At 72.0% G+C, this 23,978-nt stretch carries 21 protein-coding genes, 1 pseudogene and 1 riboswitch; of the genes and pseudogenes, 13 read left to right on the top strand and 9 right to left on the bottom strand.

What is annotated here, in order from left to right; all coding sequences use genetic code 11:
* Positions 1-150: 150 nt before the first annotated feature.
* On the top strand, positions 151-1,392 hold the full coding sequence (locus ACZ6C1_RS17375) for a L,D-transpeptidase (RefSeq protein WP_469241826.1): 1,242 nt from the start codon (positions 151-153) through the stop codon (positions 1,390-1,392).
* Positions 1,393-1,408: 16 nt separating this feature from the next.
* Here ACZ6C1_RS17375 and ACZ6C1_RS17370 read toward each other — a convergent pair whose 3' ends face one another.
* Complete coding sequence (locus ACZ6C1_RS17370) at positions 1,409-1,810, bottom strand: hypothetical protein (protein WP_469241824.1); 402 nt, start codon at positions 1,808-1,810, stop codon at positions 1,409-1,411.
* 198 nt (positions 1,811-2,008) lie between these two features.
* On the opposite strand from ACZ6C1_RS17370, the gene ctaE reads away from it, so the two are divergent.
* The 6 genes from ctaE to ACZ6C1_RS17340 all read left to right on the top strand — a co-directional run bounded on the left by ctaE (position 2,009) and on the right by ACZ6C1_RS17340 (position 9,221).
* Positions 2,009-2,629 carry an aa3-type cytochrome oxidase subunit III gene (ctaE, locus tag ACZ6C1_RS17365; protein WP_126882966.1) on the top strand — a complete coding sequence of 207 codons (621 nt, stop codon included), beginning with the start codon at positions 2,009-2,011 and terminating at the stop codon, positions 2,627-2,629.
* 77 nt (positions 2,630-2,706) lie between these two features.
* Entirely contained in the window at positions 2,707-3,516 is an 810-nt protein-coding gene (qcrC, locus tag ACZ6C1_RS17360; protein ID WP_469241822.1) for a cytochrome bc1 complex diheme cytochrome c subunit, read from the top strand.
* A complete protein-coding gene (gene qcrA / locus ACZ6C1_RS17355) occupies positions 3,513-4,565 on the top strand; it encodes a cytochrome bc1 complex Rieske iron-sulfur subunit (RefSeq protein ID WP_469241820.1) in 1,053 nt (350 codons plus the stop codon). The genes qcrC and qcrA overlap by 4 nt, the downstream gene beginning before the upstream one ends.
* On the top strand, positions 4,562-6,193 hold the full coding sequence (gene qcrB, locus ACZ6C1_RS17350) for a cytochrome bc1 complex cytochrome b subunit (RefSeq protein WP_469241819.1): 1,632 nt from the start codon (positions 4,562-4,564) through the stop codon (positions 6,191-6,193). Before qcrA ends, qcrB begins: the two co-directional genes overlap by 4 nt.
* A 137-nt stretch (positions 6,194-6,330) precedes the next feature.
* Complete coding sequence (gene trpD / locus ACZ6C1_RS17345) at positions 6,331-7,395, top strand: anthranilate phosphoribosyltransferase (protein WP_469241817.1); 1,065 nt, start codon at positions 6,331-6,333, stop codon at positions 7,393-7,395.
* Positions 7,396-7,580: 185 nt separating this feature from the next.
* A riboswitch (SAM riboswitch) is annotated at positions 7,581-7,698 on the top strand.
* Between the two features lie 164 nt (positions 7,699-7,862).
* Positions 7,863-9,221 carry an aminotransferase class V-fold PLP-dependent enzyme gene (locus ACZ6C1_RS17340; protein ID WP_469241815.1) on the top strand — a complete coding sequence of 453 codons (1,359 nt, stop codon included), beginning with the start codon at positions 7,863-7,865 and terminating at the stop codon, positions 9,219-9,221.
* Here the strand turns inward: ACZ6C1_RS17340 and ACZ6C1_RS17335 are convergent.
* The 7 genes and pseudogenes from ACZ6C1_RS17335 to ACZ6C1_RS17305 form a co-directional block, all read right to left on the bottom strand.
* Positions 9,217-10,362: pseudogene (locus tag ACZ6C1_RS17335) on the bottom strand (glycerate kinase family protein); the annotation flags it as partial. The gene ACZ6C1_RS17340 and the pseudogene ACZ6C1_RS17335 overlap by 5 nt on opposite strands.
* A complete protein-coding gene (locus ACZ6C1_RS17330) occupies positions 10,359-11,723 on the bottom strand; it encodes an SLC13 family permease (protein WP_469241934.1) in 1,365 nt (454 codons plus the stop codon). The pseudogene ACZ6C1_RS17335 and the gene ACZ6C1_RS17330, both read right to left, overlap by 4 nt.
* Positions 11,724-11,863: 140 nt before the next feature.
* Positions 11,864-12,523, bottom strand: a complete 660-nt coding sequence (locus tag ACZ6C1_RS17325) for a response regulator transcription factor (protein ID WP_469241813.1) — start codon at positions 12,521-12,523, stop codon at positions 11,864-11,866.
* Positions 12,520-13,968, bottom strand: a complete 1,449-nt coding sequence (locus ACZ6C1_RS17320; protein WP_469241811.1) for a sensor histidine kinase — start codon at positions 13,966-13,968, stop codon at positions 12,520-12,522. Before ACZ6C1_RS17320 ends, ACZ6C1_RS17325 begins: the two co-directional genes overlap by 4 nt.
* Complete coding sequence (locus tag ACZ6C1_RS17315) at positions 13,931-14,374, bottom strand: hypothetical protein (protein ID WP_469241809.1); 444 nt, start codon at positions 14,372-14,374, stop codon at positions 13,931-13,933. The genes ACZ6C1_RS17320 and ACZ6C1_RS17315 overlap by 38 nt, the downstream gene beginning before the upstream one ends.
* 238 nt (positions 14,375-14,612) lie before the next feature.
* Complete coding sequence (locus ACZ6C1_RS17310) at positions 14,613-14,894, bottom strand: Lrp/AsnC family transcriptional regulator (RefSeq protein ID WP_356737186.1); 282 nt, start codon at positions 14,892-14,894, stop codon at positions 14,613-14,615.
* Positions 14,891-15,589 (bottom strand): rhomboid family intramembrane serine protease, encoded by a 699-nt coding sequence (locus tag ACZ6C1_RS17305; protein WP_469241807.1) that lies wholly within the window; start codon positions 15,587-15,589, stop codon positions 14,891-14,893. Before ACZ6C1_RS17305 ends, ACZ6C1_RS17310 begins: the two co-directional genes overlap by 4 nt.
* A gap of 152 nt (positions 15,590-15,741) precedes the next feature.
* On the opposite strand from ACZ6C1_RS17305, the gene ACZ6C1_RS17300 reads away from it, so the two are divergent.
* The 5 genes from ACZ6C1_RS17300 (at position 15,742) to ACZ6C1_RS17280 (ending at position 21,168) form a co-directional block, all read left to right on the top strand.
* Positions 15,742-15,984, top strand: a complete 243-nt coding sequence (locus ACZ6C1_RS17300; RefSeq protein WP_351816848.1) for a hypothetical protein — start codon at positions 15,742-15,744, stop codon at positions 15,982-15,984.
* Positions 15,985-16,039: 55 nt separating this feature from the next.
* Entirely contained in the window at positions 16,040-17,404 is a 1,365-nt protein-coding gene (locus ACZ6C1_RS17295; protein WP_469241805.1) for an NYN domain-containing protein, read from the top strand.
* Between the two features lie 311 nt (positions 17,405-17,715).
* Positions 17,716-18,741, top strand: a complete 1,026-nt coding sequence (locus ACZ6C1_RS17290) for a C40 family peptidase (RefSeq protein ID WP_469241803.1) — start codon at positions 17,716-17,718, stop codon at positions 18,739-18,741.
* A 242-nt stretch (positions 18,742-18,983) separates the two neighbouring features.
* Positions 18,984-20,015: a C40 family peptidase gene (locus ACZ6C1_RS17285; RefSeq protein ID WP_469241801.1), complete on the top strand. Its 1,032-nt coding sequence runs from the start codon at positions 18,984-18,986 to the stop codon at positions 20,013-20,015.
* A gap of 28 nt (positions 20,016-20,043) precedes the next feature.
* The gene (locus ACZ6C1_RS17280) at positions 20,044-21,168 is read left to right on the top strand and encodes a hypothetical protein (protein ID WP_469241799.1); all 1,125 of its coding nucleotides are present in this window, start codon (positions 20,044-20,046) and stop codon (positions 21,166-21,168) included.
* Here the strand turns inward: ACZ6C1_RS17280 and ACZ6C1_RS17275 are convergent.
* The gene (locus ACZ6C1_RS17275; protein ID WP_469241797.1) at positions 21,125-22,417 is read right to left on the bottom strand and encodes a glycosyltransferase 87 family protein; all 1,293 of its coding nucleotides are present in this window, start codon (positions 22,415-22,417) and stop codon (positions 21,125-21,127) included. The two genes, ACZ6C1_RS17280 and ACZ6C1_RS17275, sit on opposite strands and share 44 nt — an antisense overlap.
* Before the next feature lie 78 nt (positions 22,418-22,495).
* Between ACZ6C1_RS17275 and ACZ6C1_RS17270 the strand changes: the two genes are divergently transcribed.
* Complete coding sequence (locus ACZ6C1_RS17270; RefSeq protein WP_469241795.1) at positions 22,496-23,638, top strand: glycosyltransferase family 4 protein; 1,143 nt, start codon at positions 22,496-22,498, stop codon at positions 23,636-23,638.
* The last annotated feature ends 340 nt before the right edge of the window (positions 23,639-23,978 follow it).

Below are 23,978 nucleotides of genomic sequence, written 5' to 3'. Positions count from 1 at the left end.
TTGCCCGAAACACCACAAAAAAAAAAAACAAAACCCCCCCCCCCCCCCCCACCAACCCCCCCCCCCCCCCCCCCCCCCCCCCCCCCCCCGGGCCCCTCGTTTGGAGTCATTCCGCGTGCCGCTGTGGTCACACCTTCCTACGGTGTGCTTATGAGCAACACGCCCCGCATGCGCACCGCCATAAGCTGCACCCTGCTGGTCGCCGTCACCGGCGCGAGCGCGACCGCGTGCGGTGGTCCGGACGGCCATCCCCTCTCGGCCAAGCCGTACGACGCCGCACGTCAGGTGGCGTTCAACACCCCGTCCGGCACCGCCAAGGCGGCCCTCGACAAGCCCCTCGAAGTCACCGCCAAGGGCAAGGACGGCCGCATCACCGACGTCACCGCCGTCGACACGGCCGGCCACTACCTCGCCGGCGAGCTCTCCGCCGACGGCGGCCGCTGGCGCTCCACGGCCCCTCTGGTGGCCGGCACGCGCTACACCGTCAGGGTCTCCACGGAGGACCGCAAGGGCGCCCCCGGCGCCCGTACGCTGACATTCGAGACCGCACCGGCCAAGAAGCTCCTGAACGTCGAATTCGGCCCCGAGGCGGGCAAGTACGGCGTCGGGCAGCCCATCACGGCGGAGCTCAGCGCCCCGGTCACCACCAAGGAGGGCCGGGCCGCCGTCGAGCGCTCCCTCAAGGTGCGCTCCACGCCCGCGGTCACGGGCGCGTGGTACTGGGTCGACGACAAGAAGCTGCACTACCGCCCGAAGGAGTACTGGCCCGTCGGCGCGTCCGTCACCGTCACGGGCAACCTCGCGGGCGTCAAGGTCGCGGGCGACCTCTACGGCGGCTCCGCCAAGTCCCTGAACCTGAGCATCGGCGACCGCGTCGAGGCCATCACCGACGCCGGCAGCCACCGGATGACGGTCAAGCGCAACGGAAAGGTGATCAACACCATTCCGGTGACCACCGGCAAGCCGGGCTTCTCCACCCGTAACGGCATCAAAGTGGTGCTCGGCAAGGAGTACTTCGTCCGGATGCGCAGCACCACCGTCGGCATCGCCGCCGGCAGCAGCGAGTCGTACGACCTGCCGGTCTACTACGCCACCCGGGTGACCTGGAGCGGCGAGTACGTCCACGCCGCACCCTGGTCCGTCGGTTCACAGGGGTCCGCCAACGTCAGCCACGGCTGCACCGGCATGTCCACCAGCAACGCCGCCTGGTTCTTCCAGAACGTCCGCCCCGGCGACCTGGTCCACGTCATCAACAGCGCGGGCAAGGAGATGGACCACTTCGGCAACGGCTTCGGCGACTGGAACCTGTCCTGGGACAAGTGGCAGGCGGGCAGCGCCGCCCGCGCCGACGCCCCCCGCACCGAACAGGTCCGCCTCCGGCCGGGACTCTAGGCCCCGGCCCCGGGCGTCACGCCTCCACGGCCAGCCGGCTGCGCAGCAGGGCCGCCAGGGAGTCCGCGAGCTCGACCGGATCGACCGGGAGGGTCACCGCGGCGTCCGCGCGGCTCCAGGTGGCCAGCCAGGCGTCCTGAGGGCGGCCGATGAGCAGCAGCACGGGCGGGCAGCGGAAGACCTCGTCCTTGATCTGGCGGCACACCCCCATGCCGCCCGCCGGGACCGCCTCACCGTCCAGGACGCACACGTCGACGCCGCCCTCGTCCAGCCGCTCCAGCACGGCCGGGAGCGTCGCGCACTCGACGTACTCGACCGGCGGAACGTCGGCCGCGGGCCTGCGCCCGGCCGCCAGCCGCACCTGCGCGCGGGTGTTGGCGTCGTCGCTGTAGACCAGGACGGTGGCGCTCGACTGCATTGTTCCTCCGAGTACGTCGGCGGCATGGGCAGGAAGGCAGGTACCGATGCGCCGGATGCTACTCCTGTCGACCGCCCCTCGACACCGGTTCGGACACCCCTTCGACAGGCCCCGCGATGGGCCGTTCGGGCCTGGCGGAGCGCATCAACACACCGAACGGCACCCCCCGGAGTGAGGGCGGGATAAGCGACCGACATAATGTCGGTCGTGGCGACAGCAACGACAGTAGAAACCGGGCACGCGCACCCGTCGGTCAATCGGCCGAACCTCACCAGCGTCGGAACCATCATCTGGCTGAGTTCCGAGCTGATGTTCTTCGCGGCCCTCTTCGCGATGTACTTCACCCTGCGATCGGTGACGGGTGCCGAGTTCTGGTCAGAGAAAGCCGACCTGCTGAACTTCCCGTTCTCGGCGACCAACACCACGATCCTGGTGCTCTCCTCCCTCACCTGCCAGCTCGGCGTGTTCGCCGCCGAGCGGGGCGATGTGAAGAAGCTCCGGGCGTGGTTCATCATCACGTTCGTGATGGGTGCGATCTTCATCGGAGGCCAGGTCTTCGAGTACACCGAGCTGGTCAAGCACGAGGGCCTCTCGCTCTCGTCGGACCCCTACGGCTCCGTGTTCTACCTGACGACCGGTTTCCACGGCCTGCACGTGACGGGCGGCCTGATCGCCTTCCTGCTGGTCCTCGGCCGTACGTACGCGGCCAAGAGATTCACTCACGAGCAGGCAACCGCCGCCATCGTCGTGTCCTACTACTGGCACTTCGTCGATGTCGTCTGGATCGGCCTCTTCGCCACGATCTACATGATCAAGTAGTCGGGCCCGCACCTCCGAGGTGCGCCCGGCACATCCAGCAAGCATCGACGCAGAAGATCCTGACACCGGGGTAATCCGTGAAAAAGCTCTCCGCACGACGACGCCATCCGCTGGCGGCGGTCGTCGTCCTACTCCTCGCGCTGGCGGCCACTGGGGGGCTGTACGCCGCGTTCGCGCCCGCGGGCAAGGCGCAGGCAGACGAAACCGCCCAGTCCCTCGCCATCGAGGAGGGCAAGAAGCTCTACACCGTCGGCTGCGCCAGCTGCCACGGAACCGGCGGTCAGGGAACCACTGACGGCCCGAGCCTCGTAGGCGTCGGCTCCGCAGCCGTGGACTTCCAGGTCGGCACCGGCCGTATGCCGGCGCAGCAGCCCGGCGCGCAGGTGCCGAAGAAGAAGAACATCTACTCGCAGGCCGAGATCGACCAGCTGGCCGCGTACGTCGCGTCCCTCGGTGCCGGTCCGATCACGCCGACCGAGAAGCAGTACAGCCCGGAAGGCGCGGACATCGCCAAGGGTGGCGAGCTGTTCCGCACCAACTGCGCCCAGTGCCACAACTTCACCGGCGAGGGCGGTGCCCTGACGCACGGCAAGTACGCCCCCAGCCTCGACGGTGTGAGTGACAAGCACCTCTACGAGGCCATGCAGACCGGCCCGCAGAACATGCCGTCCTTCCCCGACACCACGATGCCGGAGAAGGAGAAGAAGGACATCATCGCGTACATCAACTCCGTCAACGGTGAGGAGACGCCGACCCCCGGTGGCTTCGCGCTCGGCGGACTGGGCCCGGTCAGTGAGGGCCTGTTCGGATGGATCTTCGGTCTGGGTTCCCTGATCGCTGTCGCCGTCTGGGTTGCGGCCCACACCGCTAAGGCCAAGAAGTCATGAGTAGCCAAGAGATTCCAGAAGCAGAGAGCCTGCCGAACGAGCAGGACGCCAAGCACGGCACGGCGGTGGCGGAGAACCCGTTCGCCGACCCGGGGCTGCCGCCCCACAAGCCGCGCATCCAGGACATCGACGAGCGGGCCGCCAAGCGCTCCGAGCGCACGGTCGCCCTGCTGTTCACCCTGTCGATGCTGGCCACGATCGGCTTCATCGCCTCCTTCGTGATCTTCCCGGTCGACAAGATCATCTATGTCTGGCCGCTGGGGCACGTCAGCGCGACCAACCTGTCGCTGGGTCTGACCCTGGGCATCGCGCTCTTCTGCATCGGCGCGGGCGCGGTCCACTGGGCCCGCACCCTGATGTCCGACGAGGAGATGGCCGACGACCGGCACGCCATCGAGGCGACGCCCGAGGTCAAGGCCAAGGTCATGGCGGACTTCGCCGACGGTGCGCGGGAGTCCGCGATCGGCCGCCGCCCGCTGATCCGCAACACCATGTTCGGCGCGCTGGCCATGGTGCCGCTCTCCGGTCTGGTGCTGCTGCGCGAGCTGGGCCCGCTGCCCGAGAAGAAGCTCTTCCACACCGGATGGAGCAAGGGCAAGCAGCTCATCAACATGAACACCAACGAGCCGCTGCGTCCCGAGGACGTCGCGGTGGGCTCGCTCACGTTCGCCAAGCCCGAGGGCCTGGAGGAGAGCGACCACGAGTTCAACAACAAGATCGCCAAGGATGCCTTGATGATCGTCCGCATCCAGCCGGAGGACATCAAGGACAAGCGCGAGCTGGAGTGGTCGCACGAGGGCATCGTCGCCTTCTCGAAGATCTGCACCCACGTGGGCTGCCCGATCTCGCTGTACGAGCAGCAGACCCACCACGTCCTCTGCCCGTGCCACCAGTCCACCTTCGACCTCTCCGACGGCGCCCGCGTCATCTTCGGCCCGGCCGGTCACGCGCTGCCGCAGCTGCGGATCGGCGTGAACGACGAGGGCTTCCTCGAAGCGCTCGGCGACTTCTCCGAGCCCGTCGGCCCTGCATTCTGGGAGCGCGGATGAGCACCACGACCGCAAGCGACGCCAAGCGCAAGGCGCCCGCCGGCGAGCGGGTCGCCGACTGGGCCGACGGCCGGCTGGGCATCTACGGCCTCGCCAAGGCCAACATGCGCAAGATCTTCCCGGACCACTGGTCCTTCATGCTGGGTGAGATCTGCCTCTACAGCTTCCTGATCATCATCCTCACGGGTGTGTATCTGACGCTGTTCTTCCACCCGAGCATGAACGAGATCGAGTACCACGGCTCGTACGTGCCGATGCAGGGCATCCGCATGACCGAGGCGTACGCCTCGACCCTGGACATCAGCTTCGACGTCCGCGGTGGTCTGCTCATCCGGCAGATCCACCACTGGGCCGCGGTGATCTTCCTCGCGGGCATGTTCGTGCACATGATGCGCGTCTTCTTCACCGGCGCGTTCCGCAAGCCGCGTGAGATCAACTGGCTGTTCGGCTTCCTGCTGTTCGTCCTGGGCATGTTCACCGGCTTCACCGGTTACTCGCTCCCGGACGACCTGCTCTCCGGCACCGGTGTCCGCTTCACGCAGGGCGCGATCCTGTCCATGCCGATCGTCGGCACGTACATCTCGATGTTCCTGTTCGGCGGCGAGTTCCCCGGCCACGACATGGTGGCCCGGTTCTACTCGATCCACATCCTGCTGCTGCCGGGCATCATGCTCGGCCTCGTGGTGGCGCACCTGATCCTGGTCTTCTACCACAAGCACACCCAGTTCCCCGGCCCCGGCCGGACGAACAAGAACGTCGTCGGCATGCCGCTGCTGCCGGTGTACATGGCCAAGGCCGGAGGCTTCTTCTTCCTGGTCTTCGGTGTCATCGCGATGATCGCCGCCATGTTCACGATCAACCCGATCTGGGCCATGGGCCCCTACCGTCCGGACCAGGTGTCCACCGGCGCCCAGCCCGACTGGTACATGGGCTTCGCCGAGGGTCTGATCCGTGTCATGCCGGGCTGGGAGATCAACCTGTGGGGCCACACGCTGGTCCTGGGCGTGTTCATCCCGCTGGTGCTCTTCGGTGTGATGCTCGCGGCGATCGCGGTCTACCCGTTCATCGAGTCGTGGATCACCGGCGACAAGAGGGAGCACCACCTGCTGGACCGGCCGCGCAACGCGCCCACCCGGACCGCTCTGGGTGTCGCCTGGGTCACCGGCTACATGGTCATGCTGATCGGTGGTGGCAACGACATCTTCGCCACCCACTTCCACATGTCGATCAACTCGATCACCTGGTTCGTACGGATCTTCTTCTTCCTCGGCCCGGTCATCGCGTTCATCGTCACCAAGCGGATCTGCCTCGGTCTCCAGCGCCGTGACAAGGACAAGGTGCTGCACGGACGTGAGTCCGGCATCATCAAGCGCCTGCCGCACGGTGAGTTCGTCGAGATCCACGAGCCCCTCAGCCAGGCCCAGCTGCACGCGCTCACCGCGCACGAGCAGTACAAGCCGGCCGAGATCGGCCCGACGGTCGACGAGAACGGTGTCGAGCGCAAGCCGTCGCGCGGGCAGAAGCTCCGCGCGAAGCTCAGCAAGGGCTACTTCGGTGAGGGCAACCAGATTCCCAAGCCCACCGCCGACGAGTACAAGGAGATCACCAGCGGCCACGGCCACCACTGATCACCTGAACTGATTCGCCACGGCAGGAGCCCCGTCCATTCGCTGGACGGGGCTCTTTGCCGTGCCCCGGGATGGATAGGGTGGTGGTCATCCCTGTACGCCCCGTACTCCCCGTACGTACGACACCAGGAGCGACCATGAGCGCTGTGAACCCCGCTGGAGGCGACATCGCGGCGGGCCGCTCGTGGCCCGACGTCCTGAACGCTCTACTGGAGGGGCGGGACCAGAGCGCCGACGCCACGGCGTGGGCGATGGACCGCATCATGCGGGGCGAGGCCACCGACGCCCAGATCGCCGGCTTCGCGGTCGCGCTGCGCGCCAAGGGCGAGACGGTCGAGGAGATCACCGGCCTCGTCCGCGCCATGTACGCGCACGCCAACCTCATCGACGTGCCCGGACCGTCCGTCGACCTCGTCGGCACGGGCGGCGACGGCGCCAAGACCGTCAACATCTCCACCATGTCCGCGATCGTCGTCGCCGGTACCGGTGCCAAGGTCGTCAAGCACGGCAACCGTGCCGCGTCCTCCGCCTCCGGCTCCTCCGACGTGCTGGAGAAGCTCGGCGTCAACCTGGACCTGACGCCCAGGAGGGTCGCCGAGGTCGCCGAGGAGGCCGGGATCACCTTCTGCTTCGCCGTGAAGTTCCACCCGGCGCTGCGCCACGTGGCGGCGGCCCGCAAGGAACTGGGCATCCGCACCACGTTCAACTTCCTCGGCCCGCTCACCAACCCGGCGCGCGTGAAGGCCCAGGCGACCGGTGTCGCCGACGCCCGGATGGCCCCGATCATGGCCGGTGTGCTCGCCGAGCGTGGCTCCTCCGCCCTGGTGTTCCGTGGTGACGACGGCCTGGACGAGCTGACGACCACGGCGACGTCGAAGGTGTGGGTGGTCCGCGACGGCGCGGTGCGCGAGGAGACGTTCGACCCGCGCGACGTGGGCATCGACCTCGTGCCCGTCGAGGCGCTGCGCGGCGCGGACGCCTCGTACAACGCGGACGTGGCGCGCCGGCTGCTGGGCGGCGAGACGGGCCCCGTCCGGGACGCGGTGCTGCTCAACGCCGCGGCGGCCCTCGTCGCCCTGGAGCCGTCGGACGCGCCGCTGGCCGAGCGGCTCGCGGCGGGCATCACCCGTGCGGCCGAAGCGATCGACTCGGGCGCGGCGCGCGCGGCGCTGGACCGCTGGGTGGCGGCGAGCAACGCGTAGCGCGCCTTCGGCACGTGATCGCCCGCGGGCGGCGCCGCGCGGCACCGGGCCCTCCCCGGCGTGGGCCCCGTGCACGGACGTGCCGCCCGGCGGGTGCCGCGTGGTGCCCTTCCGGGGATCCGCCGGTGTCCCGGGATCCGGACACGGGTTGCGCGCGGGCGATCACGTGGCTTAACTTCTCGGCAGGTCATGAGTGACAGCGACTACGGCCCCGGCCCGCTGTCCGGCAACCCTCCGTCCGTGGCGGGGTGCCCCGGGTGAAGACCAGGCCGCAGGCGGCGAAGTCTGTGGCAAGCGCGGACCCCTGCACACCCTGGGGTCCTGGTCCTCAAGGGAGCAGTCTCGTGAGCAAGCGAATGCGATAGGGCGTATCCGCCCCTTCTTCGGCACCCCCTTTTCCCTTCCGCCGCGCCGCACCCCTGTGCGTCGACGCGGTTGAATTCGCCTGCCCCGTACGGGAGTTCGCCATGTCTGTCACCACCGTCGCCGCCGACCAGTCCGTTTGTGCCCCGCTGCCCGTTCTGGGACGGGACGTCACCGTGCCGCTCGTCACCGGGGGAGAGGTCACGTACGCCGCGCTCGACTACGCCGCCAGCGCGCCGGCCCTCCAGCGAGTGTGGGACGACGTGGCCGCGTACGCGCCGTACTACGGCAGCGTGCACCGGGGAGCCGGGTACCTGTCGCAGCTGTCGACCGACCTGTTCGAGAACAGCCGGGCCGCGGTCGCGGAGTTCCTGGACTGCCGCGAGGACGACCAGGTCGTGTTCACCCGGTCGACCACCGACTCGCTCAACCTGCTGTCCGCCGCCCTGCCCGCCGGCTGCCAGGTCTTCGTCTTCGAGACCGAGCACCACGCCTCGCTGCTGCCGTGGAGGGACGCGCGGGTGACGTACCTCGACGCGCCCCGTACGCCGGGGGAGGCGGTCGGGACGCTGGAGCGGGCGCTCGCCGACCGGGAGCCCCACGGCCCGGCCCTGGTGTGCGTCACCGGCGCGTCGAACGTGACCGGTGAGCTGTGGCCCGTGCGGGAGCTGGCCGCGGCCGCGCACGCCCACGGTGCCCGCATCGTCCTGGACGCCGCGCAGCTGGCGCCCCACCACCCGGTGTCGGTGCGCGAACTGGACGTCGACTGGGTGGCGTTCTCGGGGCACAAGCTGTACGCCCCGTTCGGCTCCGGTGTCCTCGCCGGACGTGCCGACTGGCTGCGCGACGCCGATCCGTACCTGGCCGGCGGCGGGGCGTCCCGCAAGGTCGCCCGGCGCGCCGACGGCGGGGTGGACGTCGAGTGGCACACCACCGCGGCCCGCCACGAGGCCGGCTCGCCCAACGTCATCGGCGTGTACGCCATCGCCTCCGCCTGCAAGGCGCTCACCGAGGCAGGGTTCGACACCCTGGTCGCCCGTGAGCGGCACCTGATCGGCAAGGTCCGCGAGGGGCTCGCCGAGGTGCCCGAGGTGAAGGTGCTGTCGCTGTTCGGCGACGAGGCACCCCGGGTCGGTGTCATCTCCTTCGTGGTCCAGGGCTGGAACAGCTCGCACTTCGCGGCGGCGCTGTCGGCCGAGTACGGCATCGGCGTCCGCGACGGGCTGTTCTGCGCCCACCCGCTGGTGCGCACCCTGCTGGGCAGCGACCCCCGGGACGTCGGCGAGTGCGGCGCACCCGACGGCGGGCCCACCTCCCTCAACGCGATCCGCGTCAGCTTCGGGGCGGGGACGCCGGACGAGCACGTCGACCGGTTCGTTCGGGCCGTGAAGGAACTCGTCCGGGACGGGGCGCGGTGGAACTACCGTACGGAGGACGGGCGTTGTGTGCCCGACCGCGGCTGACCACGCGGGTGCCCACCAGCACCGTGCGCAGGGCCCGCTCGGCGGCGTCCGCGAGGAGTTCGGCGGCCCGGTCCAGGGCCTGTGACAGCGGCAGGGGGCCGGGCGCGATCGACTCGTAGGCGTCGAGGCCCGCCTCCCCGGCGCCCTCGCCCAGCGTGCCGGCCAGGGCGAGGACCGGGACGCCCGCCTCCCGGGCGCGCCGCGCCACCTCGCCCGGGACCTTGCCGCGCACGGTCTGGGCGTCCAGGGCGCCCTCGCCGGTGATCACCAGGTCGGCGTGGGCCAGCCGGGGGCCGAGGTCCAGCCCGTCGAGGAGCACCTCGAAGCGCGGGAGCAGCCGGGCGCCCACCGCCGCGAGCCCCGCTCCCAGCCCGCCCGACGCCCCGGTGCCGGGCGCGCACCGCAGGTCCAGGGCCGGGGCGAACGCCCCCGTGAGCGCGGCCGCCCAGCGCTCCAGTACCGCCGACAGCTCCTCGCACTGCGTCGGCGTCGCGCCCTTCTGGGGGCCGAACACCCGGGCCACGCCCCGTTCGCCGCACAGCACGTTGTACGGGTTGCACGCCACCAGCAGCTCGGCGTCCGCCAGCCGCGGGTCGAGCCCGCGCGAGTCGACGGCCGCGAGCCGGGCCAGCGCGGCGCCGCCGTACGGCAGTTCGTGACCGTCCTCGTCGAGCAGCCGGACGCCCAGCGCCTGCAGCGCGCCCGCGCCGCCGTCCGAGGTGCCCGAGTCGCCGCAGCCGACCAGGACGCGCCGGGCACCCGCGTCGAGAGCGGCGCGGATCAGCTCGCCCACCCCGTACGTCGTCGTGGCCCCCGGGTCGCGGCGGCCCGGCGGCACCAGGGCCAGCCCGGCGACGGCGGCCATCTCCACGACCGCCGACCCGTCCCCGAGGAGCGCGAAGTGGCTGTCGACCGGCTCGCCCAGCGGGCCGGTCGCGGTGCACGGCACGAGGCGCCCGCCTGTCGCCGCGGCCAGCGCCTCCGCCGTACCCTCCCCGCCGTCGACCAGCGGGATGAGGTCCACCTCGGCGTCCGGCAGGACCCGCAGCACCCCTTCGGCGATGGCCACCGCGGCCTGCCGCGCGGTCAGGGACTCCTTGAAGCCGCCGGGTGCGACGGCGACACGGTACGAGTGACTCATGGGTGGGCCTCCAGGAGGACGGGCACGCCGAGGAGCGGCCAGACGGTCAGGGCGAACAGCAGGACCAGGGCCGCCGTGAGCGGGGCGAGCACCGCCGACAGCCGCAGCAGGTCGCGCGGGGTGTAGGTGGGCACCCCGTCGGGGACGTCGGAGAACAGCGCGACCGGCTTCGCCGACGCGGGCAGGGTGTGGCAGAACCCGGCCGCGGCGGTCGAGGCGAGCGCGGCGGCCACCGGGTTGACGCCCGCCGCGGCCGCCGCCACGACGACCAGCGGGACGAGCACCGACGAGCGCGCCGAGCGGGACTGGAGGATCAGGTGCGCCGCCGTGCTGACCACCACGACGACGGTGAGGAACAGCCAGGGCGGCGCGTGCACCGGCAGTCCTTCCACCAGCCACCGCGCCGCACCCGAGTCGGCGAGCGCCACGCCCATCGCCATGGTGGCCGCCATGAACAGCAGCAGCGGCCACGGCACGGTCCTCAGGCCGTCCTTCAGCCGCACGGTCCCCAGGGCCGGTGACGCGGCGACCACCGCGCCGATCAGCGCGACCACGGCCGGGGACACCCGGTGCAGCGGCTCGCTGCACCACAGCGCCACCACCGTGGCCAGCAGCAGCGCGCAGCGCGACTCGGCGGTGGACAGCGGCCCGGTGACGGGGGTGGGGGAGTGCGTTTCGATGTCGGCCGGGGTGATGCGCACCGGGCCGCGCCGGTCGGCCCGCGAGGTGGTGGTGAACAGGACGGCCTCGGCGGCCAGATGGGACGACACGACGGCGAGCGGCAGACCCAGCAGCAGCCACTGCACGAACCCGAGCCGTTGGCCGGTCTGCTCCCACAGCACATTGACCGTGATCAGGTGCGCCCCGGCGCCGATCAGAGTGGCGACGGCGGACAGCAGCACCACCGTCGGGAACAGCAGCGCCAGCATCACCACGAGCCGCTCACGCTCCGCCAGGACCTTGGCCAGCGCGAGGAACACGGGCAGCGCGAGCGCGGCCCGGCCCGAGGTGGCCGGGACCGCGAACGAGGTGACGACGAGCGCGGCGGTGGTCAGGTGGACGAGCTGGCGCACCGTACGGGCGCCGCTGACCAGGAAGGCCGCCGCTCGCCCCGCCAGCCCCGTCCGGGTGACCGCGGCCGCCAGGACGAAGGCGCAGATCAGCAGCCAGATGGTCTCGTCGCCGAGGGTGGCGAAGAGGGTCCGACTGCTGATCACACCGGTCGACGTGAGCGCGAGGCCCGCGCCCAGCGCGACATAGGTGTCGTCCACGGGCGTCGCGATCCAGGCGACGGTGGCGAGCACGAAGACGGCCAGGGTGAGGCGCGCGTCGGTGCCGAGACCGGTGAACAGGGACGGCATGGCCAGCAGCGCGCACAGACCGAGCGCGCCGCCGAACCATGCCGACCTGCTGGGGGAGAGGGCCACGGTGATCAGTCTCGGTACGCGCCGTGAGTCCTCAATGAGCGCTTTGTTAAGGGAATTTCATGGAACGGGGCGCTTTACGGCATCCGGTAGCCCATACCGCGCACCGTCTCCAGTCGCCGCGCGCCCAGCTTCTTCCGCAGCGCCCGCACGTACACGTCCACGATGTTCGAGCCGGGATCGAAGTCGTACCCCCATACGTGGGACAGGATCTGCTCCCGGGACAGCACCTGTCCCGGGTGGCGCAGGAACAACTCCAGCAGCACGAACTCACGGGCCGTCAGGTCGACGGTCCGGTCCTCGGCGCGGGCCCGGCGGGTGCGCAGGTCCAGGCTGAGGTCGCCGCTGCGCAGCACCGTCACCTCGGGCGCCCGGGCGGCGGTGCGCAGCCGGAGCCGTACCCGCGCCAGCAGTTCCTCGAAGCGGAACGGCTTGGTCATCCAGTCGTCAGCGCCGCCCTCCAGGCCGGCCACCGTGTCGCGCACCGAGTCACGGGCCGTCAGCACGATGACCGGGAGCGTCACCCGCGCCTCGCGCAGCTCACGCAGCACGGTGAAGCCGTCCCGTCCCGGCAGGCCGATGTCCAGCACCATCAGGTCGAAGCCGCCGGTGACCGCGTAGTCCAGCGCCGTGTCGCCGTCGGCCGCGACGGTGGTGGTGAAGGCGTTGGCGCGCAGTCCCTTCTCGACGAAGGAGGCGATCCGCTCCTCGTCCTCGGCGATCAGAATCCGGTTCACTCGTCCTCCTCCAGTACGAGTACGAAGGTGGCGCCGCCGCCCTCGGTGCGGCGCAGTTCCACCCGGCCGCGGTGGCCCTCGGCGATGGCCTTCACGATGGACAGCCCGAGCCCGGCGCCGCCGCCCGCGCGGGTGCCGCGGCGGGCCGTGCCGCGCCGGAACCGTTCGAAGATCACGGTGGCGTCCTCCGCCCGCACCCCGGGCCCCGTGTCGGCGACGTACAGCTCGATCCGGCCGTCGATCTCACGCGAGCCGATCCCTATCCGCTGGCCGGGGACCGTGTGCTGGACGGCGTTCTGCGCCAGCTGGACCATCGCCTGGGTGATGCGCTGCGGGTCCAGCTCGGCCTCGCGGTCGGCGACCCCGTCCAGGACCCACTCGCGCTCGCCCAGTGCCCGTGCCTTCACGAACACGTCGGCGGTCAGCTCGCCCAGCTGGACCGGCTCGGGCGTGACGAAGTCGGGGCGCTCGGCCCTGGCGAGGAGGAGCAGGTCCTCGACGATCCGGCTCATCCGGTCCAGCTCGTCGGTGACCAGCCGGATCGTCTCGGCCTGTTCGGCCGGGTCGTCACCCATCAGCTCCAGGTGGCCGCGGACGATCGTGATGGGCGTGCGCAACTCGTGACCGGCGTCGTCCACGAACTGGCGCTGCGCCGCGAACGCCCGCTCCAGCCGGTCCAGCATGGCGTTGAACGTCTCGGCGAGCAGCGCGATGTCGTCACGGCCCTGGACCGGGATGCGGCGGGTCAGGTCCTGCTCGGTGAGCTGCGCGGCGGCCCGGCGGACCAGGCGTACGGGGGCGAGGATCCGGCCCGCGACGGCCCAGCCGATGCCGGTGGTCATCAGCAGCGCGACGCCCGAGATGGCGAGCTGGGTGCGGAACGCCTCGGCGGCGATGGCCTGCTCGTGGCCGGCGTGGAACGCGACGACGAACGCCCCCGGCGCCGCGTGCCCCGCCGGGTCGATCGGCACCTTGGCCCACCGCACCTCGCCCTGCGGGCGGTCCAGGGTGCCGGAGCGGGCGGGGGAGGCGAAGATCCGGGCGAGCGCGTCACGGTCGCGGTGCAGGGCGGCGCCGGTGGTGTCGCGCGGCTGCCGCAGCACCGCCGGGACGCCGTCCGCACCTCGGGTCAGGCCCAGCAACTCCTCGTCCGGGTCGGAGTACTGCCGCTGGAGGAACACCTCCAGCAGCCGGCGCGGCTCGGTGAACCCGGTGCCGGTGTCGGGGTCCACGCCCTGGTCGACGAAGTTGGCGAACTCCCGGGTCTCCTGCGTCAGGAGCTGGCTGATCCGGTGGTCGACGTCGCGCAGCAGGATCGACCGGGTCGTCATCGCGACGGCGACCAGTGCCACCGCCATCACCAGCAGCAGCCACAGCAGGATCCGCACACGGGCGGACACGCGGCGGTCAGGTGTCGTCACCGAAGTCGTCACCGAGGTCGTCATCGTCGTCGTCCCCCGCGGTGGCCGGCGGTCCCGGCACGACGGTGTCGGTGGGCGTGGTCCGCGTCGGAGGGGCGCCGCCCGGTGCGGTCCGTGCCGGCGGGGTGCCACCCGGTGTGGTTCGTTCCGGCGGGGTGCCGCCCGGCGTGCCGGTCCGCGTGCCGGTCTGCGTCGCACTCGGTACGGGAATCCCGGCGGGCGTCCCGCTCGGCTGTGGCGTCGTCACCGGCTCCGGCGTCCTGCCCGGTCCCACGCTCCCGGCGGGCCGGGGCGTGGCCGTGCCCAGCTTCACCTCGGGCGGCACCTTGGGCGCCTCGGGCGTATCGGTCAGCGTGTAGCTGGTCGCGGCGATGCCGAGCGGGATGGCGACGACCGCGGCGAGCGTCACCATGCGATGGGAGAAGGCCATGGGCCCATCCTGGGCGCGGGCCGGTCACGCCTGAATGAGCGCCGGATGAAGGCTTCTTCATGAACCGCACGCGTTCCGGTAAGCGGCCCTGCCCCAGCGGCCCCGCCCCGGCAGCCCCGTCCCCACGGCACGCTTCCGCGACCGGGCGCTCCGGCGAGCGCCGCACCGGGCCGTCACCCGTCCGGGTGATGCCCGGCCGGGCGTGGGCCGCCACGGCACGTGCCCCCGCCCGGAGACGTTACGCGTCGAGGCCGATCGCGAACGCGGCCTCAAGGTCGTGCTGCGAGTACGTCCGGAACGCCACGTGGGTGTCCGTCGCCTCGACGCCGGGGATCTTGCTGATCCGGCCGGGGATGACGTCCGCCAGGTCGTCGTGCCTGGCCACGCGGACCATCGCGATCAGGTCGTACGTACCGGTGACGGAGAAGACCTCGCTGACGCTGTCCAGCGCGGCGATCGACTCGGCGATCTCGGGGATGCGGTCCACGCTGGTCTTGATGAGCACGATCGCGGTGATCACGGTTGTCCTTCTCCCTCGGTGGCCGCTGGGTGGGCCTTCACTCTAGCCCCCCGGCCGAACCGCACCCATGCGTAGAGGAAGCCCAGGCAGAAGCCCACCACGTGGGCCAGGTACGCCACGCCCGGCCCGCTGTCGGCACCGCGGGCGGCCAGCCACTGCAGGACGAACCAGAAGATCAGCACGATCCAGGCGGGGAACCGCAGCGGCAGGAAGAAGAGGAACGGGAAGAGGCTGGTGACCCGCGCCCTGGGGAAGAGGTGGAGGAAGGCGCCCAGCACCCCCGAGATCGCCCCCGACGCCCCCACCAGGGTCTGGTCCGAGTCCGCGTGGGCCGCCGCGTACGCGAGGAGGGCGAGGCAGCCGGAGCCTGCGTAGAACAGGGCGAACTCCAGGTGCCCCATCCGCTCCTCGGTCATCGCCCCGAACACGTAGAGGAAGAGCATGTTGCCGAGCAGGTGCAGCCAACTGCCGCTGACGAACAGCGCGGTCAGCGGGGTGAGCAGCGCGTCCGCGGAGCCGCTCAGCAGCTCGGCGGGGACGATGCCCCAGCGGCGGAAGTACGAGCTCTGGGCGGCGAGGAGCGCGTCGCCCGTGCCGTACGACGGGTTCAGCCCGGACACCGGACTGACCAGGAAGACCAGGAAGCAGGCGCCGATCACGGCGTACGTCACGGTCGGTCCTCGCCAGGCGATCATGGACAGATCATGACGTAAACGGAGGGAGCGGGACAGGGTGCCTCGCCGCGCCACAGGGGTACCCGTGAGGCCGTAGGGTTACGGGACGTACACCCGCAGTTCGACGGCGCACCGCGGCTCCCGCACCCGGCACCATGGAAGAGGACGGAACGATGACGACGGTTCCCCTGCCGACCGCGACGACCCGCTGGCGCTGCACGCTCTGCGGCAATTTGACGCGTTTCGACGTCACACGGTCGTCCAAGGTCGTGGAGTACGTCCATCTGGACCTCGCGGGCGAGCCCACGGTGGAGGAGCGCGAGGTGGTCAGTGAGACCATCGAGTCGGTCCGCTGCCGCTGGTGCAATGCGGTGGACCAGATCGAGCTGGTGGACAGGCCGGGCTCCGCCTCCTGAGGGACCGGGAGCGGTCCGGCGGGGCCTGGACGGACGGGTAGTGGGGTGACGAATCGTGGAGCAGCCCGACAGCGGCGCTGAGCCGGCCGGTGCGGCCGGTGACGCCGCGGAGGCGCTCGACCGCCCGCTGCCCGAGGGGGTGCGACGCCGGGTCGTCGCACTCGTGTCGGACGCCTTCGGTGGTCTGACGGTCGCGGAACTGCCCGCCCAATTGCGCCAGTACGCCCGGTTCACCCCGTCCCGGCGGGCCAAGTTCGCCGGCAACGCGATGGCGGCCGCCCTGGAGGGCGACCCGCTGTTCCGGCAGCGGATCGGCGAGCGCCTCAAGGAGGGCCAGCCGGAGCTGGCCCGCGCGGTCGAGTCCGGCGCGCCCCCGGCTGCCGCCGACCCCGTGGACGTCGCCGCGGTGGCGTACGTGCTGCGCCCCGCCGGCTGGGTGAAGCTGGTCGCCGCGGCCGGCGAGGAGGCCCAGCGGGCCGACGCCGAACGCGCCGACGAGGCCGGCCGGCGGGAGCTGGAGCGGCTCCGTGCCGAGCTGGCCGAGGCCCGTGCGCAGACGAAGGCGGAGACCGAGCGGCTGCGCGCGGAGCTGGACGCGGCACGCAAGGAAGCGGAATCGCTTCAGCGCAAGCTGCGCAGCGCCCAGAGCGATGTGAAGCGCGGCGAGGCCGCCCTGCGTCGCAGCCAGGCCGACATCGACGGGGTGCGCGCCGAGGCGGCCGCCCAGGTCTCCGCCGCGGAGAGCGAGACCCGCCGCCTCAAGGCCCGCCTCGGCGAGGCGGAGGCCGCCCTGGAGGCGAGCCGCCGGGCCACCCGTGAGGGCCGCTCCGTCGAGGACATGCGGCTGCGGTTGCTGCTGGACACCGTTCTGGAGTCCGCACAGGGGCTGCGCCGGGAGCTGGCCCTGCCGCCGGTCTCCGTCCATCCGGCGGACACCGTCGACGCGGTGGAGCCGGGCCGGATGTCGCCCAAGGACATCGCGGCCCGCGCCCTGTCCGAGACCGACCCGGCGCTGCTGGACCAGTTGCTGGCGCTGCCGCAGGCGCATCTGGTCGTGGACGGCTACAACGTCACGAAGACCGGCTACCCGACCATGCCGCTGGAGAAGCAGCGGCTGCGGCTGCTCGGTGGCCTGTCGGCCCTGGCCGCCCGCACGGGCGCCGAGGTCACCTGCGTCTTCGACGGCGCCGAACTGGCCGCTCCGGTGCTGCTCGCCCCGCCGCGCGGGGTGCGGGTGCTGTTCTCCAAGCCGGGGGTGACGGCGGACGAGCTGATCCGTCAGCTGGTACGGGCGGAGCCGCCGGGCCGGCCGGTCGTCGTGGTCTCCACCGACCGGGAAGTCGCCGACGGCGTGGCGAAGTCGGGCGCGCGGCCCGTGGCGTCCGCCTTGTTGCTGAAGAGGCTTTCGCGCGCCTCGTAACTCCTGGGCGCAATGCCCGATTTCGGGAAACGTACCGTCAAGTGCCCATGACTCACCGTGCGCCGTGGGTAAAGAAAGTGGCCCCTGGGCGAGATTTTTCGCATGAGGATTTGAACTGATCACAAGATGGTCACTAGGGTCTGGCCTCGAACCTCCGCGCAGGTGATCACTCATCGGGAGTGACAGCGGAGGAACCGCCTAATTCCGTGCGGTTCGGCCTGTTTTCGCGGGGGAGCCGGACGAGCACGGAGGCCGGGGCCCGACCCCACAGCCCGGCAGGCGGCTGAAAGAGGAAGAAGGAGCTCGCCTCCGTGGCGTCCCACCGTCGTCCCAAGCAGCCCAGCCGCGCCCGTGTGACCGTGCTCACCGCGACCGCCGCCGCTGCCGTCGCCCTGACCTCCCAGGCCGCTCAGGCAGACCCCAAGCCGAGCAAGAGCGAGGTCAAGGCCAAGGTCGACAAGCTCCACCACGAGGCCGAGGCCGCCACCGAGCAGTACAACCTCGCCGACGAGCAGCGCGGCAAGCTCCAGAAGGAGGTCGACGCCCTCCAGGACAAGGTCGCGCGCGGCCAGCAGGAGCTCAACGAGCTGCGCAACAGCCTCGGTTCGGTGGCCACCGCCCAGTACCGCTCCGGCGGCATGGACCCCTCCCTCCAGCTCCTGCTCTCCTCCGACCCGGACAGCTACCTCGACAAGGCGTCCGCGGTCGACGCCATAAGCGCCAAGCAGGCCGAGGCCCTGGAGACCATCCAGGCCAAGCAGCGGACCCTGGCGCAGCAGCGGGCCGAGGCCACCACGAAGCTCGCCGGGCTCGAGGACGTACGCAAGACGCTCGCCGAGAAGAAGAAGTCCTACCAGGCCAAACTGGCCGAGGCGCAGAAGCTGCTCAACACCCTCACCGCCGAAGAGCGGGCCAAGATGCAGGAGGAGGAGCAGCGCGCCAGCCGCGAGGCCGGTGAGCGCGTCGAACTCGGCAACGAGGTCCCCGCCTCCCAGCGCGGCGCCGCCGCCCTCGCCGCCGCCGACACCCAGGTCGGCAAGCCGTACATCTCCGGCGCGGAGGGTCCCAACGCCTACGACTGCTCCGGTCTGACCCAGTGGGCCTACCGCCAGGCCGGTGTGAGCATCACCCGCACCACCTTCACCCAGCACAACGACGGCGTGAAGATCGGCCGCAGCCAGCTCAAGCCCGGCGACCTGGTCTTCTTCAACAACCTCGCGCACGTGGGCCTGTACGCGGGCAACGGCCAGGTGCTGCACGCCCCGAAGCCCGGCACCGTCGTCCGCTACGAGTCGATGGAATGGCTCGGCGACTTCCAGTTCGGCGTACGCATCTGACGCACCGCCCGAACGGTCTGACGCGCCCGAACCACGCGCCCGATCGGGTGGTTCACCGCTCTCCAAGCTGACGCTCCGCCCCGCCGGTGACCTTGTGGTCTCGGGCGGGGCGCCGTTGTTCGACGCCCGTACGGTCGCTGGCCGGTGCGTAGCCACCCGGCTACTGTCTGGCGCGCAACAGCCCGCACAGCCGCCACGGTGTCAGCCGTACGGCCTCACGTCAGCGGAAGGGAGCGCGGTACGTGGCGTCCCATCGCCGTTCCTCGTCCTCCTCGTCCTCGGGACTCTCCCGGAGCGCGAAGGTCACTGTCCTCTCCGCCGCGGCGGCCACCGCCGCCGCGTTCGGCGCCGCCCCGGCGAGCGCCGACCCCGGAAGCCCGGTGGAGACCATGCGCGCCAAGGTCGACCGGCTCTACGAGGAGGCGGAGAAGGCCACGGAGGGCTACAACGAGGCGGACGAGCGCGCCGACGCGCTCCGCGAGCAGGTGTCCCGGGTGCAGGACGGCGTGGCGCGCGGCCAGGAGCGGATCAACCGGATGCGGGGCGCCCTGGGCGTCGTGGCGGGCGCCCAGTACCGGTCGGGCGGCATGGACCCGGCACTCGCGCTGCTGCTCTCCGAGGACCCCGACAGCTATCTCGACAAGGCCGCCGCCCTCGACCGGATCAGCGAGCGGCAGGCGAGCGCCCTGGCCGAACTCCGGCGTGCCCAGCGCGACCTGGCCCAGCAGCGCGCCGAGGCCGGACGGATGCTCACCGAACTGGAGCGCAGCCGGGCCGCCGTGGCCCTCCACAAGCGCACCGTCGAGCGCAAGCTCGCCGCGGCCCGGGCCCTGCTCAACTCCCTCCCGTCCGGCGAGCGCGACGACTTCGACCGGGCTTCCCGTTCCGGCCGCGACGAACCGCCCCCGCTCGGCGGCGAGGCCGTGTCGGGCCGGGCGGCCGCCGCGGTGGCCGCGGCCCGCTCCGCCGTCGGCAAGCCGTACGTGTGGGGCGCCAACGGCCCCTCCGGCTTCGACTGCTCGGGCCTCATGCAGTGGTCGTACGCGCAGGCGGGCGTCGGCCTCCCCCGCACCTCCCAGGCCCAGCGCAACGCCGGGCGGCACGTCCCGCTGTCGGAGGCGCGCCCCGGAGACCTGGTGACGTACCGGGACGACGCCAGCCATGTCGGGATGTACATGGGCAACGGCCAGGTGGTGCACGCCCCCTACCCCGGGGCGCCCGTGCGGTACGACCCGGTCGGCATGATGCCCGTCTCGGCGGTCACGCGGGTCTGACGCCGGCAGCGGCCGTAGGATCGGGAGGATGCGGGTCCGGAGGCGTACGGCGGGGGCGGTGCTCGGCCTGCTCCTGCTCATCGGCGGGTGCACGGCCCCGGCACCGGAGTCCGCGCCCGACACGGCCGCGTTCCAGTCGGCGGCCGACCGCCGGGCGGCGGCGGTACGGGCCGGGGAGCTGGCCGACGTGCCGCTCGGAGCCTGGTCGTACCGGGTGACCGAGGTACGGCGGGACGGCGACGACCGGGCCACCGCGCGGGCCGAACTGCGCTACCGCATCGCCGGGTACGACAGCGGCGCCGTGACCGGCGAGCGGACCCTGGTGCTGACCCGGCGGGAGGGGGACTGGCACGTGACGTCCGACCGGCCCGCGAAGGGCGCCGCCCAGCACCTGTGGGAGCAGGGCGACGTCGACGTCGTACGGGGGAGGAACAGCCTGGTCCTGGGCGTGGATCAGGACGCGGCCCGGCTGCGGTCCCTCGCGAAGGCCGCCGACCGCGCGGTGCCCGCCGTGTCGGACGCCTGGCCCGAGGGGCTGTGGGCGCGGCGCGTGGTGGTGCTGGTGCCGGGCTCGCTGAAGGAGATGGGCGCGCTGCTGGGCGAACCGGCGGCGGGGTACCGGGGGATCGCGGCGGTCACCACCGGCCGGGTGGGCGGCGGCCCGGACGCCCCGGCGGACCGGGTGATCGTCAACCCGGAGGCGTACGCGGTGCTCGGCAAGTTCGGGCAGCGCTTCGTGCTGGCCCACGAGACGACCCACGTGGCCACCCGGGCGCACACCTCCGCCGACACGCCGCTGTGGCTCTCCGAGGGCTTCGCCGACTGGGTCGCCTACCGCGGCACCTCCCGCGCCCCCGCCCAGGCCGCGCCCGGGCTGCGGGACGCCGTCCGCACGGGCGGCACCCCGGTCGCCCTGCCGGCGGACGGTGACTTCTCCTTCGCGGCCGACGCGGACGCGCTGGCCCGCGCCTACGAGGGCGGCTGGCTCGCCTGCGAGCTGATCGCCGCCCGGTGGGGCGAGGCGAAGCTGCGGGCCTTCTACCGGGCGGCGGGGGCGCGCGGAGTGGACCGGGCCCTGGGTGACGTCCTGGCGACGAACCGGGAGGCGTTCACCGCACAGTGGCGGGGTTACCTGCGGGAGCGGCTGGGCTGACCGCCTGCCGGTGCGGTTCGGCGGTCTGTGCCGGCACGGTCGCCTCTTCCTGGCGCAGGCGCGGCTCGGTGACCGTCTGGCGCCACAGCTCACGGCACGCGGTGAGGGTGGCGGCGACGAGCAGCCCGTTGCGGACGCCCAGCAGCACGATGCCCCACAGGTCGCTGTGCACCACGTGCGTGAACCAGATCGGGAACTCCAGCATCGTCACGCCCGTCGCCACCAGCACCAGCTTCGCCGCCCGGGCCATCCGGCTGGCCCGGAACACCAGGCACACCGCCGCCAGCCCGACCAGCCAGATCATGTACTGGGGGCTGATCACCCGGCTCGTGGTGGTGAACAGCAGCACGGCCGCGAACGCCGCGTCGGGCAGCGTCGTCGTACCGAACGCCCGCGCCCGCACCCGCCACACCAGCAGCCAGCCGAACGCCGCCACCGTCAGCGCGAGCGCGGCGGTGGAGACGACCGGCACGTACGGGCCGAGGAACTCGACGGAGCCGTAATTCAGCAGGACCTGGCCCTCCCAGCCGAAGTTCCGCGCCACATGGAAGACCAGCGAGCCCAGCGACTCCACCTCGGTGCCCCGGTCCCGCTGGAAGGTGAGGAACGCCAGCGCCCCCGGCATCGCCGCCACGCAGACCAGCAGCACCGCTCCCCCCGTGACCGCCGCGGCCGTCCAGGAGCGCCATGTCACACGGCCGCGCCGGGTGCCTGCCAGCAGCAGCGCCGGCCAGACCTTCAGCAGGGCGCCGAAGCCGACGAGCATGCCAAGGACGCGCGGGTGCCGCACCCCGGCGAGCAGCGCGGCGACCGCGACGGCGGTGACCATCAGGTCGTAGCGCGCGTACGCGGTCGGGCCCAGCAGCGGCACGCCCGCGACCCACACCCAGGCGCCCGACAGACACTTCCCCGGGCGCAGGCCCGCGTACAGCAGCAGGCCGAGGACCAGCGTGTCGCAGACGAGGACCAGGAGGAAGAAAGCGGACGTGTACTCCAGGAAGGGCAGCAGACCGGGGGAGAGGATGGCGAGCGCGGCGGCCGGCGGGTACTGCCAGGTCACGTCGTCGAGGGGGTACGTGCCGGTGCGCAGCACGTCGTACCAGCCCTGGTAGATCACCGAGACGTCACTGGTGACGTCGGGCCCCGGCAGGACGAACACCTTGAAGACGCAGAGCAGCAGAAGAGTCCTGGTCAGGAGCCATATGCCGACGACTTTGAGCGGGAGCCGGATGCCGCTTGGGCCCTTCATGCCTACCTCTTCGGTCTCGGTGCCGGGCGGGACTGTGCTGAGCGGTGGAGCGGCGCCGTTCGGTACTGTCGGCATGCGATGCACAAGACCTTGATCGTAACCAACGACTTTCCGCCCAGACCCGGCGGGATTCAGGCGTTTCTGCACAACATGGCGCTCAGACTCGATCCGGAACGGATTGTCGTCTACGCCTCCACGTGGAAGCGAGGCCGGGAGGGCGCCGAGGCGACCGCCTTGTTCGACGCCGAACAACCGTTTCAGGTTGTCCGGGACCGGACGACGATGCTGTTGCCCACGCCACGCGTGACCGCCCGGGCGGCCGGGCTGCTGCGCGAGCACGGCTGCGAGTCGGTGTGGTTCGGTGCCGCGGCCCCGCTCGGGCTCATGGCCCCGGCGCTGCGCCGGGCCGGCGCCCGGCGGATCGTCGCCACGACGCACGGACACGAGGCGGGGTGGGCACAGTTGCCGGCCTCGCGGCAGTTGCTGCGGCGGATCGGCGAGGGCACGGACACGATCACGTACCTCGGCGAGTACACCCGCTCCCGCATCGCCGCCGCCCTCACGCCCGCGGCGGCCGGACGGATGGTCCAGCTTCCGCCGGGCGTCGACGAGAAGACGTTCCACCCCGGGTCGGGCGGCGACGCGGTACGGGAACGACTGGGCCTGGCGGACCGGCCGGTCGTCGTGTGCGTGTCGCGGCTGGTGCCGCGCAAGGGCCAGGACACGTTGATCAGGGCCATGCCCCGGGTGCTCGCCCGCGTCCCGGACGCGGTGCTGCTCATCGTCGGGGGCGGCCCGTACGAGAAGGACCTGCGCCGCCTCGCCGCGCAGACCGGCGTGGCCGGATCGGTGCGGTTCACGGGCGCGGTGCCGTGGGAGGAGCTCCCGGCGCACTACGGGGCCGGTGACGTCTTCGCCATGCCGTGCCGCACGCGGCGGGGCGGGCTGGACGTCGAGGGCCTCGGCATCGTCTACCTGGAAGCCTCCGCGACCGGCCTCCCGGTCGTCGCCGGCGACTCCGGCGGCGCGCCGGACGCCGTCCTGGACGGGGAGACGGGCTGGGTGGTCCGCGGCGAGTCCCCGGCCGAGTCCGCCGACCGGATCGCCAGCCTGCTGGAGGACCCTGAGCTGCGCAGGCGGATGGGCGAGCGGGGCCGGGCCTGGGTCGAGGAGAAGTGGCGCTGGGACCTGCTGGCGGAGCGGCTGAAGCTCCTGCTCTGACGGCACGCGGGCCTTCGTTGTGGGCCATCGTCCCGGGGCTGCTCCCTGTTGCGGGCCATCATCCCGCTGGGGATCCCCCAGGACGAAGTCCTAGGGGAGGACGGGTGGGCACAACGGGACGGGGCGGTGCCCCTTTCCCGGTGCGCCCGGGGTGGGGCCCTTTCACGGTGCGCCCGGGGGCGGTGCCTGTTCCCGGTGCGCCGGGTGCGGGCCGGTGGGCGGCGGCGACCCCCGGGGGGTGGGGGGCGGTGCCCCTCCGGGCTCACCTCCTCGAGGCCGGCGGCCTTACGTCTCGCGGACGGAAGCCCACCGCCGGACGCCAACCTCTGCGGGGGCGACC

Source organism: Streptomyces sp. NPDC041796, assembly GCF_055590785.1.
Note: the sequence above shows the minus strand (reverse complement) of the source record. Positions and strands in the feature narration are given on the sequence as shown.

What these genes read in the sequence shown, in the direction of transcription:
- ACZ6C1_RS17375 (WP_469241826.1), top strand. Translation starts at nt 151, where the DNA reads ATGAGCAACACGCCCCGCATGCGCACCGCCATAAGCTGCACCCTGCTG.
- ACZ6C1_RS17370 (WP_469241824.1), bottom strand. Translation starts at nt 1,810, where the DNA reads ATGCAGTCGAGCGCCACCGTCCTGGTCTACAGCGACGACGCCAACACC.
- ctaE (WP_126882966.1), top strand. Translation starts at nt 2,009, where the DNA reads ATGTCGGTCGTGGCGACAGCAACGACAGTAGAAACCGGGCACGCGCAC.
- qcrA (WP_469241820.1), top strand. Translation starts at nt 3,513, where the DNA reads ATGAGTAGCCAAGAGATTCCAGAAGCAGAGAGCCTGCCGAACGAGCAG.
- qcrB (WP_469241819.1), top strand. Translation starts at nt 4,562, where the DNA reads ATGAGCACCACGACCGCAAGCGACGCCAAGCGCAAGGCGCCCGCCGGC.
- trpD (WP_469241817.1), top strand. Translation starts at nt 6,331, where the DNA reads ATGAGCGCTGTGAACCCCGCTGGAGGCGACATCGCGGCGGGCCGCTCG.
- ACZ6C1_RS17340 (WP_469241815.1), top strand. Translation starts at nt 7,863, where the DNA reads ATGTCTGTCACCACCGTCGCCGCCGACCAGTCCGTTTGTGCCCCGCTG.
- ACZ6C1_RS17330 (WP_469241934.1), bottom strand. Translation starts at nt 11,723, where the DNA reads ATGCCGTCCCTGTTCACCGGTCTCGGCACCGACGCGCGCCTCACCCTG.
- ACZ6C1_RS17320 (WP_469241811.1), bottom strand. Translation starts at nt 13,968, where the DNA reads ATGACGACCTCGGTGACGACTTCGGTGACGACACCTGACCGCCGCGTG.
- ACZ6C1_RS17315 (WP_469241809.1), bottom strand. Translation starts at nt 14,374, where the DNA reads ATGGCCTTCTCCCATCGCATGGTGACGCTCGCCGCGGTCGTCGCCATC.
- ACZ6C1_RS17305 (WP_469241807.1), bottom strand. Translation starts at nt 15,589, where the DNA reads ATGATCGCCTGGCGAGGACCGACCGTGACGTACGCCGTGATCGGCGCC.
- ACZ6C1_RS17300 (WP_351816848.1), top strand. Translation starts at nt 15,742, where the DNA reads ATGACGACGGTTCCCCTGCCGACCGCGACGACCCGCTGGCGCTGCACG.
- ACZ6C1_RS17280 (WP_469241799.1), top strand. Translation starts at nt 20,044, where the DNA reads ATGCGGGTCCGGAGGCGTACGGCGGGGGCGGTGCTCGGCCTGCTCCTG.
- ACZ6C1_RS17275 (WP_469241797.1), bottom strand. Translation starts at nt 22,417, where the DNA reads ATGAAGGGCCCAAGCGGCATCCGGCTCCCGCTCAAAGTCGTCGGCATA.
- ACZ6C1_RS17270 (WP_469241795.1), top strand. Translation starts at nt 22,496, where the DNA reads ATGCACAAGACCTTGATCGTAACCAACGACTTTCCGCCCAGACCCGGC.